Origin of the sequence: uncultured Methanobrevibacter sp., assembly GCF_902774605.1 — an archaeon.
GTDB lineage: Archaea > Methanobacteriota > Methanobacteria > Methanobacteriales > Methanobacteriaceae > Methanocatella.
The window spans coordinates 1-19,618 of the sequence record NZ_CACYJE010000033.1 but is presented as its reverse complement, the minus strand read 5'-3'; the positions used below and the strand labels follow the sequence as shown (position 1 = coordinate 19,618).

Below are 19,618 nucleotides of genomic sequence, written 5' to 3'. Positions count from 1 at the left end.
ATCCACGAATTTGTAATGCCTGCATTGGTTCCTCCTCCGGCACCTGCACCCATGCCACGCATCATGTTACCGGAAAAGTCTCCAAAGCCTCTCTGGTTGACATTATTGGAATTGGAGATGACCGCGACCATCCCTTTCTCCGAGAACTTCCCCGTGAAGACATTGGCCTGGTATCTCATGTCACCCTCGGAGGGTTTGCTCCAATCCTGGAGGTCATGTCCTATGCCTGCACTTACATTCCCGACAAGTCCTCCGTTCCTGGCTCCCTGCTTGAGGCTGAGGTCGATGACCGTTTCCTCCTCCCCGTCGTCAATGCCTGTGAATTCAGCCTGCTCGGACTTCTTCTGAAGCACCTTGACTTTCTCTATGACATTGGCCATTGTGAAAGTCTTGCCTGAACCGGTAACACCCAAGAGTGTCTGTTCCCTCACGCCCTCGTTTATGCCTTCGGCTAGTGCATTAATGGCTTTTGGCTGATCACCCAATGGTTTATAGGGTGACTTTAACTTGAATTCCTTCATAATAATCTAGTTTGTAATTGTAATGTTGAAACTAATGTGAGTATAGCTTGGAGAGCAGCATGGAGTCACTTTCTGGTCCCTGACCACCAGCTGGCCGTAACCCTTCAAGTCCTTTTCAAGGTCCCTTATCACGTTCGGTATGACTTCGGTGTTGAATACCTTTAGGGAACCTAGGAAAATGGTTTTGGCAGCCATGTTCATGACTGAAACGCTTTCCACAGTGTCGGGTTCGGAGTATTTCTCCAGAATATTATTTGATTTGTCCACTAGTTCCTGTTTAATTGCTTCTTTATCCATTTTTATTCCTTCACTTCAATATAAGATATCCTTCATCTTTGCCGCTTACAATAATTATATTATTATATATCATTTCTATTATATTTTGTTACTATGCACTGGCTTGAAATGTGAATCTTGAAAAATCAAAAAACCATCCGAATTGTACTGCGATTAACTTGAAAATTCCATCGATTATGACCAATTGTCTTGAAACTTTTTAAAGTAAAACATCAATGTCTAAAACCATTATCTTAATTAAACACAAGATATTACTGTTCATTCAATTTCAGAAAATTATATTAATTGTGAAAATCTAATACATCAATAATATTGAACTATAAAAAAAATATTCAGAGATTTATATGCTTGATAATTTTAAATTAACTGGGGACAACAAGATTAAAATATTGTTTGCAATACTGTTTGTTTTCAATATTCTTCTTTACATCAATATATTTACACATCATTCAGTTCTTAATGAGATTGATATTGATATATTGCATAACATGGGAACAATTTTAGCAGCAATAATCATCCTCAGTTTCATATCAACCAGGCTTCCAAAATTCAAAGAGTATACCTCCGGATCTGTTTATGAAATTGCTTATCTCCTTATTTTTGGACTTTTAAGCATTACAGTCTCATTTTTTAACAAATCCACAAATGGAGAATCAATATGGGGTCCGTTTCTTGAAATGTTTAGGATACTGTCTGTAATATTGATTTTAACATTCCTCGCATCCAAATCAAAAAGCTTTAAGTTAACCTCCTTAGGCAAAGGTTCATGGAAAACACAGGCATGGCAGCTTTTCGTATTCTCAATCCTCGGAATCATTGCATCATATTTCACATTGGACGTTAATGGCGCCCCTGCAAATGCAAGAGGACCACTTGTGGTAATATCCGCATTTTTTGCTGGGCCTTATGTTGGAGTTCCTGTGGGAATCATTTCCGGACTCTGGAGATACACTCTTGGAGGACCAACTGCCATCCCATGTGCCATTTCGACAATTTTAGCGGGATTAATTGGGAGTTTAGTGTACAGGTGGAACGGTAATAAATTCCCATCAATGTCACGTTCCGCAATATTCATGTTTTTATTCAGCGGTTTTGACATGTTCCTAGTCACTGTTTTAACAGCAAATGGAAAAGGGCTGCTTATTGCAAATGCCCTTTATGGTCCTATGACTTTCTCCGCAGTACTTGGAATAATGATATTCAAAATGTTTCTAACTGAAAAAAATGACGAAGAAGATGCACAGGACAGTTTAGAAAGCGATGAGACCAAACCATCCGCCAGTGATGATTTCAATGAAATTAAAATTAAAGAAATTTCAAAAGAGTTAAACGAATATAAAGATAAAGTGGACAAGTTAGAAAAAGAAGTAAATAAATTAAAAAAAGATTAAACCTCCCCGGCCAAACCAGCCGGAGAATCTTTAAGCGAAAGTTAAAACATGGCTTTCAAATGAAAATCGGCAACACTTAAATATTCATGTTCTTTTTTCCATTTAAAGCAAATAACTCTTTATAGAAATCAATGAAAGTATTGACTTCTCAAAAATTATGGAAATTCAGTTGCCTTCCCTCAAAGCATCAGCTATTGCCTTTGCAATGGATACACGTGAAGTGTCGGAGGATAAACTGTTTGTACCGATTATTTTATTAGCACCTGCAGCATAAATTCTTGTTGCACCATTATTGGTCAATATTGGATGTACACAGCATACGTCAACTGATTCGGCACCATACTGTTTTAAAATGTTTATCGCATTGACTATGGTTCCTCCGGTTGCTATTATATCATCAACGATGATTGCATGCATTCCTTTCACCGAATCCACATTGACAGTGTTGTCGCTTTCACTGTCGCATCTGACATCAACTATTTTGGTTTCAACCTTATCAGGTCCGAGACGCACCTTTGTGAGGTAGGTGCAGTCACAACCGATGATTTCGGATATTTCCTGTGCAAAACCGTAAGCCCCCTTATCCGGTGCTATGATCAATGGTTTGGCTCCGCCTTTCCTGAAGAATTTCTTGTCAAGGTATTCTGCAATGGAAGGCATTGCTGAGATGTTTCTTGCCGGAATGTCGAAGAAGTTGAGGACGCATTCCTCATGTATATTGAATGTGATGAATTCATCAGCGCCTGCTGCCTGAATCAGTTCGCAGATGATTTTAGCAGAGACTGTCTCCCCTGGGTTGAAGCGTTTTTCCTGTCTTGCATAACCCATGTATGGAACAACTGCCCTTACCTTTTTAGCACCTAAATCCTTTAGATTGGAAATTATGAACAATAATTCCATTAGGTTTTCGTCTTGAGGATATCCTGTTGACTGTATCACAGTCACTTCGTCTTCAATATCCTCTGTAATTCTCAAATATCTTTCTCCATCTGGAAACTTACGAGTTTCAACATAGCATAATTTTTCACCGAGTTCACGTGCAACATGAGCTGCCAAGTCTTGAGAAGCTGAACCGCCTATAATCACTATTATCACCAAAATATTTTATGGAATTATATTTGTCAGTGATGATTAAAAAGGTTAAGTATTAATATGTAAAGTTTTATAAAAAAATAATTATGAACAAATTACATGCTATCTTATTAGCCATTGTAGCAATAATGGTCATATTTTTGGCTGCAACCATTGTCAGCCCGATAATAATTGTTGCTGAGGATTCAACTGAGGATGCTAGTATAGACATGGCGGCCAAGTTTTCCCTAAGTGGATTTGATTGGGTGTATCCAGGAAGTTCAGTGAATGCTGAAGGCCAGACCTTGCATAATGTGCATATGAACCATCCTGAAGATCCATACGGCGCTGCACGTGACATTATAACATATTCATACGGTTACACTCCTCACATTTTCGTCAGAGTGAACAATGATGCCGCACAAGCCATTTTCGGAGCAAGCATCGTTGATGACATTCGTGCAAACGACGGTTATTACGGCTATGCAGGTAACGATAAGGTGTCCGGATCCATGTCCCGTGGGGATGCAATGGATACAGCAATGATTAACAATGGAGTAAATATTTTTGAAATCCCACTACAAGTTCTGATGGGAAACATAAGATTCATCCTTGTGTGAATCTACACTTTTTCTTTTTTTAATGAAGCATTACGTAAAATGAGAGTCCAACACCGATTAAGGATATTACCAGTTGGATTATTCCGTGTTTTCTGATTGTAGGGTGTCTTGACTGGACCAGATAGAACGGCAGGAAAAATCCGAAAAATGTGAATGCCGCCATCCGAGTGTTTTTGGCGATGATACCAACAATAAAACCGCTCCATGACAGGAATATAGTAATGATGTAAGATATTACTATCGCCTTCTTGTTGATTTGAACATCTTCAGGCTTAAAAACGATGAAGTTTTTAGGCTGCACGCCTTCAATCAATGGATTGCCGCATTTAGCGCAAAAGTCATAATCATCCTGATTTACAAATCCGCATTTTTCACATTGTCTAGTCATTGTTTAAAATTAACATTTCCTGATATAAATTATTTTTCCAATATCATTGCGATTTCACGAAAGACCCTGTTGGTGTAGTCAATGTTGTTGAGTTCAGTGAAATACTCAAAGCCCAGCTTTTCCAATACCCTTTTTGATGCCAAGTTCTCCTTTTTATATGATGCAAAGATTCTTTGAATGTTTAGATCTTCAAAAGCACGTTTAATTAATATTATGCATGCTTGTGTGGCATAGCCGTTGCCCTGATATTCCTCAGCCACCCAGTAGCCGAGTTCAGCCGAGCCCTCACCCCACCAGTGATTTCCGTCAGGGTGAATCAGCAGCTCCGCACATCCAATCGGAACATCATCCTTAACAATTGCATAGCATTCCGGTCTGCAGAACAATGTTTTTATGATGTTCAAGCTGTATTCAACGCTTTCATGTGGAGGCCAGCCTGCAATCGGGCCAACATTCGGGTTTTTCGCAAAATGGTACAGGCATCGTGCATCGGATTCCATCCAATGCCTCAATCTTATTTCACTCATCGATATTGAATATGTCGTTAATAGTAATTAAAAATAGACACAATTAATTATCATAACCTCACATACATATTTACATGAAAGTTAAAGACGGAATGACTGGTTTAATTGTTGGCGATGCCCTTGGGGTTCCTGTTGAGTTCACATCAAGGCATGAGCTTGAAGAGCATCCCGTAACACGTATGGAGGGTTATGGAACCCATCATCAGCCTAATGGAACCTGGTCTGATGATTCAGCAATGGCAATTGCCACAATGCACAGTATCATTCAAAAACAGGGAATAGACTATGAGGACATGATGGACAAGTTCGCCGACTGGCTTTACAATGCCAAGTACATGCAGGGAAATGACACTTTTGATTGTGGAATCACAACATCCACTGCAATAAACAATTACAGATATAATAATCGCCCTCCTTTGGAATGCGGATGCAGGGGAGATAGGGATAACGGTAACGGTTCCCTTATGAGGATTTTGCCTTTGGCGTTCATCAAGGACATTGACTATGAAACAATCGAGAATGTTTCAGCCCTGACCCATGCACATGAACGGTCAAGGATCGCATGCGTTTTATATGTTGAAATGGCAAGGTCAATGCTTGAAAATGAGGACTTGACAATGGAAGAGCATATCAATTTGGCCTGCGACAAGATCAAGGAATATTATAAGGATTCACCTGAGCTTGAGCACTTTGAAAGAATATTCAACAATGATTTGGATGACCTCAGCGGCAAGGGATATGTGATTTATACCTTCGAGGTCGTTGTCCATTGCCTCCTGACAACCGACAGCTTCAGGGATGCCGTCCTGAAGGCGGTCAACATTGGCGGTGACACCGACACCAATGCGGCCATCTGCGGAGGATTGGCAGGAATATTTTACGGATATGATGCAATACCTGTAGATTGGATTGGTCAAATTTATAGGATTGGTGAAGTGCATTCATTATGTGAAAGATACGAGGCGTTTTGTGATGAATCTTAGCGAAACCATCAAGAATATCAGGGCTACATGCAATAATTATATAGACCCTGACCTTTTCGCATTCATCATTTATGATGACAACCACATGGGGACAAACAATATCCTTGAAATTGAAGGATACGGCATCGGCGATGATGACACCTACGAGGAAAGGCTTGTGAAAATCCATGAAAAGGAAAACATCTACCTACCACTGGGAATGATGACATTCATGCCAATCCTTAACGAATGCGACATATTCTCGGTTGACGACTATAACCTGCAGCTAACCCCCGAGGAATTCAAGCTATACGGCGATGAGCAGGAAAGACTGTTCGGAATATTGGTCAAAAAAGGCTCAGACGAATATCTCATCGGCAAATCCGACACATGCAACTGCAGCATGGACTCATCATTCGAAGAATTGGAAAAAACAGAATCTGAATTCTACAGTACAATAGAAAAAATAGTAAAAGAAAAAATAATAGATTAATCCAACTTAATGAGTAGTTGGATTATTAATATTTGTTTGTGGAACCTTTTCCACAACCTTAGAACCAAGATCTTTCATTTTAGCAATCAGCTTATCCTTATTGGAACCGCTGATTAATATATTTTCTAAAACATCACTTAAAGTCTCGGTTGGAATGATTTCAATCATGTCCTCGTATTTCTTCTCAATCATAACATCCTTCATGTTTGATTTAGGAATCAATACCTTCTTCATTCCAGCTTCAGCGGCAGCCTCGATTTTAGCGGTTGCACCACCAATTGGCATTACATCTCCACGCACGTTAAGTGAACCGGTCAATGCAACAGTCTGGTCGATTGGAATTTCCTCAATAGCAGAAATAACTGCTGTTGCAATACTTACACTAGCGGAATCCCCTTCAACACCATCATAGGTTTGTATGAACTGAATATGAATGTCATAGTTGGAAATGTCCTTGTTAGTGTATTTCTTGATTAGCGCACTTACGTTCTGCACGGATTCCTGAGCGATTTCACCAAGCTTACCGGTAGCGATTATTTGACCACCGTTCTTGGATTGTGTAGGCGCTGCCTCTGCTGCGATTGGTGAAACTATACCGCTTCTGTCACCGATTACTGCAAGACCGTTGATGAGACCGACTCTTCCACCTTCTGCTGACACCATACTGTAGTCTTTTCTTTGCATGATTGACCTGTCGGCGATTTGCTGTTCAAGGGTTCTTGCGAATCTCTTAGCTTCAAACACATGCTCTGCAGTTACAAGATCTGCTCCTTTTTCAATGGCAACGTCTCCTGCAGACCTGACTAATCCTCCAAGGTCACGTAATCTTAAGGTTAATGCGTTTTGCTTTCCGGACCTTCTTTTTGCTTCCATGATGATTTCATCCAATGCATCCGGTGCAAAGTGAGGGATTCTTCCATCGTTTTTAACTTCCTGAGCTACGAACTGAACGAGCTTTTCCCTGTTTTCAGTTGTGTCATCCATGTAGTCCTTCATGAATACTTCGTAACCGTATCCCCTGATTCTGGACCTCATTGCAATGTGCATTCCCTCAAGAACCTGAAGGTTTCCTGATGCCACAAGAACGAAATCGCATGGCACGGCTTGGGACCTTACCATTGCACCACTTGAGTTTTCGCTCTGTCCGGTGATTGCATATTGCTTTTCCTGCATTGCAGACAAGAGTTCCTGTTGGGTTTTCATGCTCATTGTACCGATTTCGTCAATGTAGAGCACTCCCTTGTTTGCCTTGTGAATCATTCCCGCTTCCACACGTTCGTGTGCAGGTGTGCCTAATCCTCCGGATTGGTATGGGTCGTGACGCACATCACCTAAGAGTGCTCCTGCGTGTGCTCCGGTCGCATCCATGAATGGTGCGAATCTGGACTCTTCATTGTTCACCAATAGTTTCGGTGACATGTTGTTGGATTTTGGCTTGATTTGTATTGATATCAATAAGATTAATGCAGCTGCAATTATTGATTCCAGCAGTCTTCCATACATGAATCCGATTACTAGAATTCCTCCTATTGCAAACATGGTTATAATGGTTTTTCTTTCCTCATGTCCTTTAGCTGAGCCTTTGGTTGCTCTGACTATCTTTTTACCTTCCCCTGCCGGGACTGATCTTACTAATGGGTGGTTGTTGTCTTCCATATTAGGATATACTAAAATATCTTGAAGGACTTCATGCGGTAATATTTGTGCCATCCCTTTTGCAAGCATTGATTTTCCAACACCCGGATCACCAATGAGCAAGACATTTCTTCTTTGTTTTGCGGCCTTTTTAATTGTTTCAATGGATTCTTCGTGTCCAATAACCTGGTCAATTAATAAAGGTGGCACTTCAATATCTTGTGAGCTTTTAATATTATCGTAATCTAACATAGGTTTGGTTTCTTCACTTTCGCCAGTTTGCGCAACTTCTGGTTCAAGGATTACATCATTAGTAGAATCTTCGATTGATTCCTGTTCTTCAAATTTCATTAACAAACCTCACTTCTAATATAATTTATCATTAAACAGTTTACTTTAATATACTATATAAATATTATTAAATTCACTATATATAAAAAGTTTTCTATTTTAGTAAATAAAGGTAAGTAAAACAGTGTTAACATTTACATGAACTAAAAACGAACAATATAAATATTCATATCAAACATATTTAAATTAATTTAAAATAATAATTTAATAAAAAAAATAAGAATAAATAAAGCATATTAAAAAAAATAAAAATATAGAAAAAAATAGACAATAATATATACTATAATTTACTAAATAGAATATTACAAGATAAAATTACAATAATTTATTCTTGTTAATCGAGTTTGTTGTATGGATATGTCAAAATCAGTTTTTATATTAGTATTAGATATTATTGAAAACCCCAAATATATGATAATCCATACTTCAAATGAGATTAAATCAAACTCATTTTTAAATTATTTATACGATTAATTCAATATAATTTATACATGACAAACTGTATCATGGTTCAAGGAACATCATCAAACGCTGGAAAAAGCATGCTAGTAGCGGCACTATGCAGAATATATAAAAACAGGGGCTACAAGGTGGCACCGTTCAAATCACAGAACATGTCCCTGAACTCCTACACTACAAGGGAAAACGGCGAGATAGGAATCGCCCAGATGCTGCAGGCAGAAGCCGCAATGATTGAGCCAAGCATACACATGAATCCAGTACTACTGAAACCTAAAGGGGATTTCACATCCAACGTAATCATACAGGGAAAATCCATTGGAGACATGAACTTCTACGATTACCAGCACAAATACCATGATACCGCATTCAATGCCATAAAGGACAGCTTCAAGAAACTATCTGCGGAGTATGATGTTATAATCATTGAAGGAGCAGGCTCTCCCGCTGAAATCAACATGCGCGACCAGGACATAGCGAACATGGAAATCGCACACCTCGCCGATGCAAATGTGATACTGATTGCAGACATTGAAATGGGAGGGGTTTTCGCAGCAATCGCCGGAACATATGTCCTTCTTGACGATTACGACAGGTCACGTCTAAAGGCAACCGTGATCAATAAGTTCAGAGGAAACCTGGACATATTGAAACCCGGCCTCGACAGGATTGAGGAAATAACCGGCGAACCAGTCCTAGGAGTTCTGCCATATGATGAAACATTGAGGCTGCCCGAGGAGGATTCCGCCTCCCTGACAACACACGTCTTTGCAGAAGACAAGGACCTCACAATCGGAGTCATAAGACTGCCCAAAATAGCCAACTTCACAGACATTGACCCCTTCGAGTATGAAGAGGATGTGGCACTTAAAATGATTGGTGTCAATGATGATATAGGTGAGGTTGACGCAATCCTGATACCTGGAACACGTAATTCAACAGAGGACATGTACGCTTTAAAGGAAAGCGGATTGGCCGATAAGATCATTGAAAAATCAAAAGAAGTGCCAATAGTGGGAATCTGTGGAGGATTGCAGATTCTAGGCAACGTAATCCATGATGATGAAAAGCGCGAATCAAAACATGGAACAATTGAAGGACTAGGGCTTCTCGACATTGAATCCAGCTTTTCAAGAGCAGATAAAATCGTGACACAGTCAACCGCAACAATACCGGAGGATATTGATGGAATCGCCGGCGAAATCTTTAAGAACATTGCAGGTGAGGAAGTGACCGGTTATGAAATCCACGAGGGAACAACAGAGCTAATCTCATCATCCAACTTATTAAACATTAAGAAAGGACAGGGAAACAACGATGACGGTGAAATCGACGGTGCAAGCAACGGCAATGCATTTGCAACCTACTTCCATGGAATATTCCACAACTACAATTTCAGAAGGGAATTCCTAAACTACCTAAGAGTTAAAAAAGGCCTTGAAGCGAAACATGGCGAGGATCCTTATGAAACTCAAAAAGACTATTCATTGAACCGGTTGGCTGAAATCGTTGAAGAAAACCTTGATATGGACATTATAGACAAGTTACTGTTTTCATGAAAGCATACCCTCAATGGTCTTTAAACTGTCACATTGAACCATTACCAGATTATTGCCCTTAACATAATTGAAATAGTATCTTGGATGGGAATTTTTAACAAGGCCAGTTGATGTTGTGACTTTTGAAGTTTTAAAGAGGCCTTCAACGCCATTTATTGATTTATTTGCAAATGTTCCATCATCCAAATCATTCAAGTCAATACTGCCATCCAATTCGAACACTGCAATATCCAACAGCAAAATCTCGTTTTGCCTGAAGGATTTCTGATGCCTGTCCACAACATGACTGGAGATACTGTCTGGAAGATTGATTTTCTGATGGTCATCATCCTCGAAAAATCCGGCAGTAACTGTAAAATTCATATTACCCATTTCAACGTTTTTAGGTGATGGAGTTTGATATTTGGAGCCTCCATAGTGTTCAGGGGCACCCTCATAAGCCATGACAAGAATTATAAGAGACAATAAGAAAAAAGTAACTGCAAAAATCGTTCTTTTATCCATATTACTTCTTTTAACTTTAGAATATTTAAATCTTGTTTTTAGTGTGCTTAGCCCATACCTTCTCATTGTCGCTGGCTGAAACCTTATTGTCAGCCATCACGCCAACAAGCTCATGAGCGACATAAGGCTCCTCAAGATAGCGGATGTCATCACTTGTCAATGTCAAATCCACTGAATTGACGGCGCCTTCAACGTGATGAGGCTTTGTTGCGCCTACAATTGGAGATGTGACCTTTGTTAAAAGCCATGCCAGTGACACTTCAGTCATGGTGACATCATGACTTTCAGCCAATTCATTTACCCTCTTGATGATTTCCGCATCCTTATCCTCTGTTGACTGATACTTCAATTTAGCGTAGAAGTCCTCATTTAATCGTTTAGAGTCTTCTCCAGGAAGCCTTGAGAGTCTTCCGGAGGCAAGGGCACTGTAAGGTGTTGTTGCAATATTGTCCGCCTTGCATAATGGAATCATCTCACGTTCCTCTTCCCTGAAAATCAGGTTGTAGTGGCCTTGGATTGAAACGAACTTGCTGAATCCTTCGGCATCAGCCAATGCGTTTGCCTTTGCAAGCTGCCAGGCAAAGCAGTTTGAAATGCCAATGTATTTAACCTTTCCCTCTTCAACAACCTCGTTGAGGCCTTCAAGTATATCATATATTGGTGTGTTGTAGTCCCACATATGGTAGATGTACAGGTCAATATAGTCCAGTCCGAGATTGCTTAGGCTTTTCTCAACCATGTCATGGATGTGCTGCTGGCCGGTGATGTTGTTTTTGATTTCCTCTTCAGTTCTCGGCAGGAACTTGGTTGCAACAACCACATCCTCACGATTGGCATTCTCGCGGATTGCCTTTCCAACGTACTGTTCGGAAGTTCCGTTTTGATAGCCGATGGCAGTGTCATAGAAATTAATCCCCTTGTCCAACCCATTGGTGATTATCTCAATCGATTCGGCTTCAGGCAGTGTCCATGTGTGCATGCCGTTTTCAGGGTCTCCGAATCCCATGCAGCCCATGCATACTCTACTTACATTTAATTTTGAGTTTCCAAGTTTAGTGTATTTCATATTTAAACCTCTATCATCTTCAATATTAGTATTGTGGTATTGTGGAGTTTTCCGAAGAATCTCAGTTGTTTGATTGGACATGCAATAATCAGTCCAAGTCATTCCAGGCAATGAAAAAAAATAGAATACAATTCCACTATTTATTGTTTAAAATCAAGATTATATAAAAATATAAGAAAAAGAAAAAGAGATTATTTAATCTCTTTTTCCCAGATTATGATGGTGTTGACATTTGCTTTATCGGCTAACTCTTCCATTGTTTTTATCTCATCATCACTCAATTCGATTTCAACCGCTTCAGCCGCATCCTCCACGTGATGGACTTTAGTTGCGCCGATGATTGGGAGAGTGCCTTTTGCAACTGCCCAAGCGATTGGCAATTGTGCAACCTTTGCATCATGCGCCTCGGCGATTTCTGCTATTGCCTTGTTGAGCTCTTCGATTTCAGCCAAGCCGTCGCCGTATGCGTTTGCACGGTCGGATCCTTCTGGGAACGGGTGGGCAGTATCGTATTTGCCTGACAATGCTCCTTGCTCCAATACCATGTATGAGAAAAAGATTATGTCATTTTCCTTACAGTATTCAAGATCCTGAGTCTTCTGATGAGCGGTTGAGTAGACTGTAGTGGTTCTGCACTGCACCGAGTTTCAAACCTGCTTCTTTTTAAACAGACAATCTCATTTAAATTAATCTTGCGAGCATCTGACAAAAACTCTCATAATTCAAAATTGAAGCTCACAGTTGTAAACTTCATGCCGCTGTCTCTGATTTTTTTAGATTTTATTTCAACCTTACCGTAGTTCTTTAAGAAAGAATTGATTTCTCTTGAGACAGAATCGTAATTTCTTCTATCATAAACCCTGTAATTTCCCATGAATTTGACTGTTTCATTTTTATTCAGGACATTTACCTTGTCCAATCTGAAGGATTCTCCATTTTTCTCCAAAACGGAGTTTATTTTCTCAACAATTTCCTTTTTGATTTTTTCTTTTTCTTCAACACTAATCATAATAGCCTCTCCTAGGGGTTTAGGATGTTTAATCAGGTTAAAAAGTAGATTAAACCTTATTTATTAAATATATATTATAGTTTCATTATTTTTATAATTTATGAAGATGCAATACTAACTAACAAAACCCTGAAAATTACTATAAGCCAAATAAACAGATTTAATCAACAATATCAGAAAATTTAACAAAATATAATATACTAGACAAATATAATAGTATTGTTAAGTTAGAGTGAGGAAAACAACATGACTGAAAAGAGCAATATGACCATTATCGGAGGAACAAGAGGACTGGGCAGATGGATAGCCGAACACTTGAATAATGAGTTCAACATCACAATCACAAGCCGCAACAAGGCTTCAGGACTTGAAGTTGCAAGGGAATTGAATGTTGAGTATAAAAATGACAACATTGAAGCGATACAGGATGCAGACATTGTCATTTTCAGCGTGCCGATAGAGCATATTGCTGAAACCATTAAGGAAGTGGCTCCCCATGCGAGGGAAGGTTCCCTGTTGATGGATGTGTGCAGCATCAAAACAGAAGCTGCCGAAGCCTTAAATAGATATGCTCCAAAGAATGTGGAAATACTGCCTTGCCATCCTATGTTCGGGCCAAGGGTTCCTACAATCGAAAGACAGATTATCGTTTTGACCCCTGTTGAAAACAGACCAAAGAATTGGTTCGAGCGCGTGGAAAACTATTTGAAAAAGGCAGAGTGTGAAGTTGTCGTGACCACTCCCGAAGAGCATGACAAGTACATGAGCATAGTCCAAGGTCTGACCCATTTCTCATTCATCACATTAGCTTCAACAATAAGAAAGCTCCACATCAACGTTGAAAAGTCAAGGTCATTTTCAAGCCCTGTTTATAGCCTGATGCTTGATATGGTCAGTCGTGTAGTATATCAAAACCCTCACCTTTACTATTCAATACAGAAAAACAATAAGGAAACTACACATGCAAGGGAAGCATTGATTAAAGAGGGAGTGTACCTGTCTAAATTGATTGAAGATGGAAATGAAGACGACTTCGTGAAAAATATTGTGGACTCCTCTGACCATTTGGATGACCGTGAAGAGGCATTGATTCGCTCAGACAGGGCAATAGGAATGCTCAGCCAAAAGGCCAATGTCCTTACAAAATCAATAGGCAATGAAGTTGGCTTGAAAGACCTGTATTCCCAAGACATTCATGTGGGCATTGTAAAAAAGGTCACTTCAAAATATGTGATGCTGGAAAACGATGAGGAAATCTCATTAAAAATCTCCAATGTTGACATACTGTCTGCAAAAGATGTCTTTGAATGGAAGAGAAACAATCTTAAACTTGAAAAATTCAATCTATCTGTCGAGCTGCCTTCAAGTTGCGATGAGAAATACCTCATTAAAATGTTTGAACATATTGATGGAGTCATTGATGTTGAAATAGCTGAAATTGAGCAAATCAGCGATTCCTTGTCAAATTTCACGTTTAAATACACAACATTCAAAAAGGAAGACAAGGAGTATGTTGAAGAGTATGTTAAGGGGATTGGTGGACAAATCAACTAATTTTCTCTAAAAGGCATTATTCCCACTGTTTAACTCTTCAGATTTGCATCTGTCCCATTGAGGATTGTAGATTCAAAGCATGGCTTAAATCTAACCCTCAACTATATCCTTTTTATTTTTTATAAACAGTATTGTTATTATCAAAAGAATTGCTGTTATTATTATCATCATCAAAGATGTCATGCTAAATGAGTTGACTGAAAACTGATTATGGGTAATGTTTCCGTTTGCCAGTATCTGCATTATCACCACTGTAACAGATGAACCGATTGCACCTATAACCTGCCTTGCAGTGTTGTTGATTGCAGTTGCATCCTCAGCTTCATCTGCAACAACACTCATTGCCCATGTGATTGAAGGTGAAAGACCAAGTCCGCAACCTATTCCCCTAATCAACTGAGTAATCAAGAGATATTCAAAACTTGAATTCATGTTATATGTCATCATTGCTGCAAATCCGATGATATTCAAAACTGATGAAGCTATTAAAACAGGCTTTATTCCAATCTTATCCGCCATTATAGGACTTATGAAATTGAACACTATCATGATTATTGCTGCCGGGAACAATATAAGTCCTGATTCAGTTGGAGAGTAATATGCCACACTTTGAACAAACAACGGCACCATCACATTGATTCCGCACATCATAAAGTAGAGCAGTGCCGCAAAAACAGTACCATATACAAAATACTTGTTTTTAAGCACATTCAAGTTTATCAAAGGCTTTTCAATATTATTTTGACGTCTGACGAATATCACCAATGAGATAACTCCAATAACTATCGGCAAGATTACATGAGTCAAGCTGAAGGAATATTCCGCGATGTTTGAAAACCCTATCATCAAACCTGCACAGAAAAGTATCGACAGTATCAAAGATGTGAAATCCAATGGATAATCCTGGGTTTCAAGTTCAAAGTTTGCAAACAGCAGCGCTAAAACTAAGATTGCAAAAGTTGTTATCGCCAAGAATTCAAAAATGACTCTCCAGTTATACAGGTCAATTATGATTCCACCCATGGTAGGTCCCATTGCAGGGACGATTCCGACAAGAAACCCCATCAATCCCATGAAAAATCCCCATTTTTCCTCGGGCATTATTCTGAAAATCAATATCTGACCGATTGGCATTAGAATGCCTGTTCCCATAGCTTCCATGATTCTTCCAATAATCAACAGTTCAAAGCTTGTCGATAAAAAACAAATCACAGATCCGATTATGAATAAGATGAGTGAGGTTGTAAGTATTGTTTTGATTTTGAATCTTTTTGTGATGTATGCTGTTGGTGGAATCATCACTCCAAGCACTAATAGAAAAACAGAGTATGTCCATTGCACCGTTGCAGAAGATATTGAAAAATCAGCCATATAATATGGCAAACTTGTTGTTACAATGCTTTGTGATATCAAAGTAACTGCAGACGCCATTATGAGTATAATTAATGTTATTAATCCATTTTTGTTTTCAAATTCCATAATCGATTTTTCCTTATTTTAATGTCTAAACAATATTTATTTAATTTTTATTTTAAATAATTTATACATAATTTTTTTATAATTTAATTTTAAATATAGAAATAATGATTAGTTTTATTGTTTGTTCTGTAGCATTGATTGCATCATACTTTATTTATGGAAAATATATTGAACGCATTTCAGGCGTGGATGAAACCCGCCAAACACCTGCATTTAGATTGCAGGATGGTGTCGATTACGTACCAATGCCTAAAATGAAAAATCTTTTAGTTCATTTTTTAAATATTGCAGGTTTAGGCCCCATCTTTGGAGCTATTCAAGGAGCATTGTTTGGTCCCGCAGCATTCCTATGGATCACATTAGGTACAATTTTCATTGGTGCAGTCCATGATTTCTTTTCAGGATACATGTCCGTTCGAGATGACGGATTGACAATGCCACAAATTGTTTCAAAGTATCTGGGAAGCAATATCCAAAAAATCATGGCAATCGTCATTATAGCTACTGGAATTCTTGTTGCAACAACTTTTGCAAAAGGAGCTGCAGATCTGCTCAGCAACCTAACCGGTATCAACATAGTTATCTGGACAACTATAATATTCATTTACTTTTTAATTGCAACAGTATTTCCGATTGATAAAATCATTGGAAAAGCATATCCTGTTTTTGGAGCATTATTGCTGATTATGGTCGTGGTGATTACAGGAGCATTGATTTTGAATCCCACATACTCAATTCCCGAGTTTACAACACAGGGATTATATCTGACTGAAAAAAGCATTTTTCCTTATTTATTTGTAACAATTGCATGTGGAGCAATTTCAGGTTTTCATGCAACCCAATCACCAATTGTTGCAAGATGCATTGAAAATGAAAAGGATGCAAGGCCCGTGTTTTTCGGTTCAATGGTTATAGAAGGCCTGGTTGCACTTTGCTGGGCGGCAGTTGCAATGGCATTCTTCAATGGCCAACCGCAACTGGCTGTAATCTATGGTGCGACACCTTCACTCGCTGTCCACCAGATAGCGCAAACATTAGTCGGACCAGTCGGTTTGATTTTAACAATTGTAGGAGTCGTGATTTGTCCGATTACCTCTGGAGACACTTCACTTAGAAGCTCAAGAATAACAATCGCCGATGAACTCGGCCTCAATCATGAAAAACTGATCCCAAGACTAAAAACAACAATCCCCGTGTTTTTAATTGCTTATGGATTGACATTTGTTGATTTCAGCTTAATCTGGAGATATTTTGCATGGTCCCAGCTGATTGTCTCCACAATTGTATTGTATGCCGCAACTGTTTATCTGATTAAAAAAGAAAAGCTGTACATTATTACATTGATTCCTGCAATATTTTGTACTTTAATTGCATTCGCATATATACTGCAAGCCCCTGAAGGTTTAAGATTGCCTTCAATGACAGTAAATATTATTTCAATCATTGCAACTGCGATTACAGGAGCCGCATTTCTTAAAAAATTCAAATAACATCAAAATGTAATACCAATTAACCTTTTTTCACCAATATCAACCATCAACCCCTCTTTAATCTCATCCACAATGTCTTATTGTATTCATGATACAATATCCCAACAAAAAACTAGTGAAAATTCAAACCCGCACGTTTTTTGAAAGTTACAACTAAAAGTATAATCTTTTAACACATGGGTGTCCGTCAAAATTAATTTTTGAATTTTTGCTAAAATATGCAAAATTTTTTATAATTGAATATCAAAATAATGAATAATGATTAGTTTTATTATTTGTTTTGTAACATTGATTGCATCATACTTTATTTATGGAAAATATATTGAACGCATTTCAGGCGTGGATGAAACTCAGCAAACACCTGCATTTAAATTGCAGGATGGCATCGATTACATACCCATGCCTAGACTTAAGAATTTTTTAGTTCATTTTTTAAATATTGCAGGTTTAGGCCCCATATTTGGAGCTATTCAAGGAGCATTGTTTGGTCCCGCAGCATTCCTATGGATCACATTAGGTACAATTTTTGTTGGTGCAGTCCATGACTTCTTTTCAGGGTATATGTCCCTTCACAATGACGGATTGACAATGCCACAAATTGTTTCAAAGTATTTGGGAAACAACGTCCAAAAGTTCATGGCAGCCATCATTATAATTGGAGGACCTCTTGTTGCAGCAACTTTTTCAAAGGGAGCTGCCGATTTACTCTTCGGCCTAACCCATATTGACATTACTATCTGGATAACAATAATATTCATTTATTTCCTGATTGCAACAGTGTTCCCTATTGATAAAATCATTGGGAAAGTATATCCTATTTTTGGAGCATTATTGCTGATTATGGTCGTGCTGATTACAGGAGCATTGATTTTAAATCCTGCATACCCAATTCCTGAGTTTACCACACAGGGATTGTACCTGACCGACAAGAGCATTTTCCCATACCTATTTATCACCATCGCATGCGGAGCGATTTCAGGTTTTCATGCATCCCAATCACCAATTGTTGCAAGATGCATTGAGAATGAAAAGGATGCAAGACCCGTGTTTTTCGGTTCAATGGTTATAGAAGGTCTAGTTGCACTTTGCTGGGCGGCAGTTGCAATGGCATTCTTCCATGGCCAGCCACAACTGGCCGTACTCTATGGTGCATCACCGTCAATAGCAGTCAATCAAATAGCGCAAACATTAGTTGGGCCAATTGGTGTAATCTTAACAATAATTGGAGTCGTTGTCTGTCCGATTACCACTGGGGACACCTCACTTAGAAGCTCAAGAATAACAATTGCCGATGAACTCGGCCTCAATAATGAAAAACTGACTTCAAGACTAAAAACAACAATTCCATTGTTTATATTTGGTTTTGCATTGACATTTGTTGATTTCAGTTTAATCTGGAGATATTTTGCATGGACTCAACTGATCTTGGCTACAATAGTATTATATACCATTAGCGTTTATCTGATTAAAAATGAAAAACCCTACATTATCGGATTTATTCCTGCAGTCTTTTGTACTTCAATTGCATTCGCATATATACTCCAGGCCCCTGAAGGTTTATCATTGCATTCAATGATTGCCAATGTAATTTCAATCATTGCAACGGTCATTATAGCAGGAGCCTTTCTTAAAAAGTACAAGTGGCATTAACTACAAATTTGCATAATCCTCAATAGAGAATCATGATTATGCAACTTTTAATTATTTTTAACAAGTTTTAATCACCTATACTCATTAACTGGAAGCCATACACTACCAACTTTTTTTACATTCAATCCCTAAATCATTGCATTAGTTACTGAAAAGTTACTTAGTTACTTAACAGTTACAAAAAGGCTTTATATACCTTAAAATAAACTATAAACAACAAACTATTAGGAGAATTAAAAAATGAGCGAAGTAATAAATTTTTTAACTGAAAACCCATTAATATATTTAGCAACCAGCGGACTAGACGGAAACGCAAAAGTAAGACCAATCCTATTCTACTTTGAAGAGAACGGAAAACCATACTTCTGCACTGCAAACACCAAACCAATGTTCAAGGAACTTGATGCAAACCCTAACTGTGAAATCGTTGTAGCAACTCCGGAATTTGCATGGTTAAGAATTGCCGGTAAAGTAGAATTCACTGACGATCTTGACTTAAAACAGAAAGTGATTGATTCCAACGAACTCGTGAAAACCTTATACGAAACCGCAGACAACCCAACATTTGAAGTGTTCACAGTAACCGGTAAGG

20 protein-coding genes are annotated in these 19,618 nt (G+C 38.5%); 9 read left to right on the top strand and 11 right to left on the bottom strand.

Annotation, left to right across the window (positions count from 1 at the left end):
- Positions 1-521 (bottom strand): DEAD/DEAH box helicase family protein (locus QZU77_RS07140; RefSeq protein ID WP_295602166.1); only part of this gene is annotated, 521 nt, incomplete at its 3' end.
- A gap of 6 nt (positions 522-527) precedes the next feature.
- Complete coding sequence (locus tag QZU77_RS07135; protein WP_295602163.1) at positions 528-818, bottom strand: hypothetical protein; 291 nt, start codon at positions 816-818, stop codon at positions 528-530.
- 488 nt (positions 819-1,306) lie between these two features.
- On the opposite strand from QZU77_RS07135, the gene QZU77_RS07130 reads away from it, so the two are divergent.
- Complete coding sequence (locus tag QZU77_RS07130) at positions 1,307-2,209, top strand: LytS/YhcK type 5TM receptor domain-containing protein (RefSeq protein ID WP_295602160.1); 903 nt, start codon at positions 1,307-1,309, stop codon at positions 2,207-2,209.
- A gap of 165 nt (positions 2,210-2,374) precedes the next feature.
- Here QZU77_RS07130 and QZU77_RS07125 read toward each other — a convergent pair whose 3' ends face one another.
- Positions 2,375-3,295 carry a ribose-phosphate diphosphokinase gene (locus QZU77_RS07125; protein ID WP_295602157.1) on the bottom strand — a complete coding sequence of 307 codons (921 nt, stop codon included), beginning with the start codon at positions 3,293-3,295 and terminating at the stop codon, positions 2,375-2,377.
- Positions 3,296-3,387: 92 nt separating this feature from the next.
- On the opposite strand from QZU77_RS07125, the gene QZU77_RS07120 reads away from it, so the two are divergent.
- Complete coding sequence (locus QZU77_RS07120; protein WP_295602154.1) at positions 3,388-3,900, top strand: hypothetical protein; 513 nt, start codon at positions 3,388-3,390, stop codon at positions 3,898-3,900.
- Positions 3,901-3,919: 19 nt separating this feature from the next.
- On the opposite strand, the gene QZU77_RS07115 is transcribed toward QZU77_RS07120, so the two are convergent.
- Together QZU77_RS07115 and QZU77_RS07110 are read right to left on the bottom strand one after the other, a co-directional pair.
- Positions 3,920-4,288, bottom strand: coding sequence for a zinc ribbon domain-containing protein (locus QZU77_RS07115; protein ID WP_295602151.1), 369 nt, complete (start codon positions 4,286-4,288; stop codon positions 3,920-3,922).
- 29 nt (positions 4,289-4,317) lie between these two features.
- Positions 4,318-4,815 carry a GNAT family N-acetyltransferase gene (locus QZU77_RS07110; RefSeq protein ID WP_295602148.1) on the bottom strand — a complete coding sequence of 166 codons (498 nt, stop codon included), beginning with the start codon at positions 4,813-4,815 and terminating at the stop codon, positions 4,318-4,320.
- A gap of 74 nt (positions 4,816-4,889) precedes the next feature.
- On the opposite strand from QZU77_RS07110, the gene QZU77_RS07105 reads away from it, so the two are divergent.
- Together QZU77_RS07105 and QZU77_RS07100 are read left to right on the top strand one after the other, a co-directional pair.
- Positions 4,890-5,798 carry an ADP-ribosylglycohydrolase family protein gene (locus tag QZU77_RS07105; RefSeq protein WP_295602145.1) on the top strand — a complete coding sequence of 303 codons (909 nt, stop codon included), beginning with the start codon at positions 4,890-4,892 and terminating at the stop codon, positions 5,796-5,798.
- The gene (locus tag QZU77_RS07100; protein ID WP_295602143.1) at positions 5,788-6,270 is read left to right on the top strand and encodes a hypothetical protein; all 483 of its coding nucleotides are present in this window, start codon (positions 5,788-5,790) and stop codon (positions 6,268-6,270) included. Before QZU77_RS07105 ends, QZU77_RS07100 begins: the two co-directional genes overlap by 11 nt.
- 6 nt (positions 6,271-6,276) lie before the next feature.
- Here the strand turns inward: QZU77_RS07100 and lonB are convergent, their stop codons facing one another.
- The gene (gene lonB / locus QZU77_RS07095) at positions 6,277-8,157 is read right to left on the bottom strand and encodes an ATP-dependent protease LonB (RefSeq protein ID WP_295602171.1); all 1,881 of its coding nucleotides are present in this window, start codon (positions 8,155-8,157) and stop codon (positions 6,277-6,279) included.
- A gap of 590 nt (positions 8,158-8,747) precedes the next feature.
- Here lonB and cobQ point away from each other — a divergent pair.
- Complete coding sequence (gene cobQ / locus QZU77_RS07090; protein WP_295602140.1) at positions 8,748-10,274, top strand: cobyric acid synthase CobQ; 1,527 nt, start codon at positions 8,748-8,750, stop codon at positions 10,272-10,274.
- Here cobQ and QZU77_RS07085 read toward each other — a convergent pair.
- The 4 genes from QZU77_RS07085 to QZU77_RS07070 form a co-directional block, all read right to left on the bottom strand.
- Positions 10,269-10,778: a hypothetical protein gene (locus QZU77_RS07085; RefSeq protein ID WP_295602137.1), complete on the bottom strand. Its 510-nt coding sequence runs from the start codon at positions 10,776-10,778 to the stop codon at positions 10,269-10,271. The genes cobQ and QZU77_RS07085 overlap by 6 nt on opposite strands.
- A 25-nt stretch (positions 10,779-10,803) precedes the next feature.
- Positions 10,804-11,844: an aldo/keto reductase gene (locus QZU77_RS07080; RefSeq protein ID WP_295602134.1), complete on the bottom strand. Its 1,041-nt coding sequence runs from the start codon at positions 11,842-11,844 to the stop codon at positions 10,804-10,806.
- 191 nt (positions 11,845-12,035) lie between these two features.
- On the bottom strand, positions 12,036-12,485 hold the full coding sequence (locus tag QZU77_RS07075; protein WP_295602131.1) for an aldo/keto reductase: 450 nt from the start codon (positions 12,483-12,485) through the stop codon (positions 12,036-12,038).
- A 74-nt stretch (positions 12,486-12,559) separates the two neighbouring features.
- A complete protein-coding gene (locus tag QZU77_RS07070) occupies positions 12,560-12,853 on the bottom strand; it encodes a hypothetical protein (protein ID WP_295602128.1) in 294 nt (97 codons plus the stop codon).
- A 246-nt stretch (positions 12,854-13,099) separates the two neighbouring features.
- Between QZU77_RS07070 and QZU77_RS07065 the strand changes: the two genes are divergently transcribed.
- The gene (locus QZU77_RS07065) at positions 13,100-14,407 is read left to right on the top strand and encodes a prephenate dehydrogenase (RefSeq protein ID WP_295602125.1); all 1,308 of its coding nucleotides are present in this window, start codon (positions 13,100-13,102) and stop codon (positions 14,405-14,407) included.
- Positions 14,408-14,497: 90 nt separating this feature from the next.
- Here QZU77_RS07065 and QZU77_RS07060 read toward each other — a convergent pair whose 3' ends face one another.
- The gene (locus QZU77_RS07060; protein ID WP_295602168.1) at positions 14,498-15,838 is read right to left on the bottom strand and encodes a DHA2 family efflux MFS transporter permease subunit; all 1,341 of its coding nucleotides are present in this window, start codon (positions 15,836-15,838) and stop codon (positions 14,498-14,500) included.
- Positions 15,839-15,990: 152 nt separating this feature from the next.
- Between QZU77_RS07060 and QZU77_RS07055 the strand changes: the two genes are divergently transcribed.
- From QZU77_RS07055 to QZU77_RS07045, 3 genes are all read left to right on the top strand, one after another.
- Entirely contained in the window at positions 15,991-17,376 is a 1,386-nt protein-coding gene (locus QZU77_RS07055; RefSeq protein ID WP_295602122.1) for a carbon starvation protein A, read from the top strand.
- A 258-nt stretch (positions 17,377-17,634) separates the two neighbouring features.
- On the top strand, positions 17,635-19,026 hold the full coding sequence (locus QZU77_RS07050) for a carbon starvation protein A (RefSeq protein ID WP_295602119.1): 1,392 nt from the start codon (positions 17,635-17,637) through the stop codon (positions 19,024-19,026).
- Between the two features lie 240 nt (positions 19,027-19,266).
- Positions 19,267-19,618, top strand: a 352-nt coding sequence (locus QZU77_RS07045) for a pyridoxamine 5'-phosphate oxidase family protein (RefSeq protein ID WP_295602116.1), incomplete at its 3' end; no start/stop codon positions are given.

Bases quoted from the DNA above. Each gene is read 5' to 3' on its own strand.
- QZU77_RS07135 (WP_295602163.1), bottom strand. From the start codon at position 818: ATGGATAAAGAAGCAATTAAACAGGAACTAGTGGACAAATCAAATAAT.
- QZU77_RS07130 (WP_295602160.1), top strand. From the start codon at position 1,307: ATGGGAACAATTTTAGCAGCAATAATCATCCTCAGTTTCATATCAACC.
- QZU77_RS07120 (WP_295602154.1), top strand. From the start codon at position 3,388: ATGAACAAATTACATGCTATCTTATTAGCCATTGTAGCAATAATGGTC.
- QZU77_RS07115 (WP_295602151.1), bottom strand. From the start codon at position 4,288: ATGACTAGACAATGTGAAAAATGCGGATTTGTAAATCAGGATGATTAT.
- QZU77_RS07110 (WP_295602148.1), bottom strand. From the start codon at position 4,815: ATGAGTGAAATAAGATTGAGGCATTGGATGGAATCCGATGCACGATGC.
- QZU77_RS07105 (WP_295602145.1), top strand. From the start codon at position 4,890: ATGAAAGTTAAAGACGGAATGACTGGTTTAATTGTTGGCGATGCCCTT.
- QZU77_RS07100 (WP_295602143.1), top strand. From the start codon at position 5,788: ATGAATCTTAGCGAAACCATCAAGAATATCAGGGCTACATGCAATAAT.
- lonB (WP_295602171.1), bottom strand. From the start codon at position 8,157: ATGTTAGATTACGATAATATTAAAAGCTCACAAGATATTGAAGTGCCA.
- cobQ (WP_295602140.1), top strand. From the start codon at position 8,748: ATGACAAACTGTATCATGGTTCAAGGAACATCATCAAACGCTGGAAAA.
- QZU77_RS07085 (WP_295602137.1), bottom strand. From the start codon at position 10,778: ATGGATAAAAGAACGATTTTTGCAGTTACTTTTTTCTTATTGTCTCTT.
- QZU77_RS07080 (WP_295602134.1), bottom strand. From the start codon at position 11,844: ATGAAATACACTAAACTTGGAAACTCAAAATTAAATGTAAGTAGAGTA.
- QZU77_RS07070 (WP_295602128.1), bottom strand. From the start codon at position 12,853: ATGATTAGTGTTGAAGAAAAAGAAAAAATCAAAAAGGAAATTGTTGAG.
- QZU77_RS07065 (WP_295602125.1), top strand. From the start codon at position 13,100: ATGACTGAAAAGAGCAATATGACCATTATCGGAGGAACAAGAGGACTG.
- QZU77_RS07060 (WP_295602168.1), bottom strand. From the start codon at position 15,838: ATGGCGTCTGCAGTTACTTTGATATCACAAAGCATTGTAACAACAAGT.
- QZU77_RS07055 (WP_295602122.1), top strand. From the start codon at position 15,991: ATGATTAGTTTTATTGTTTGTTCTGTAGCATTGATTGCATCATACTTT.
- QZU77_RS07050 (WP_295602119.1), top strand. From the start codon at position 17,635: ATGATTAGTTTTATTATTTGTTTTGTAACATTGATTGCATCATACTTT.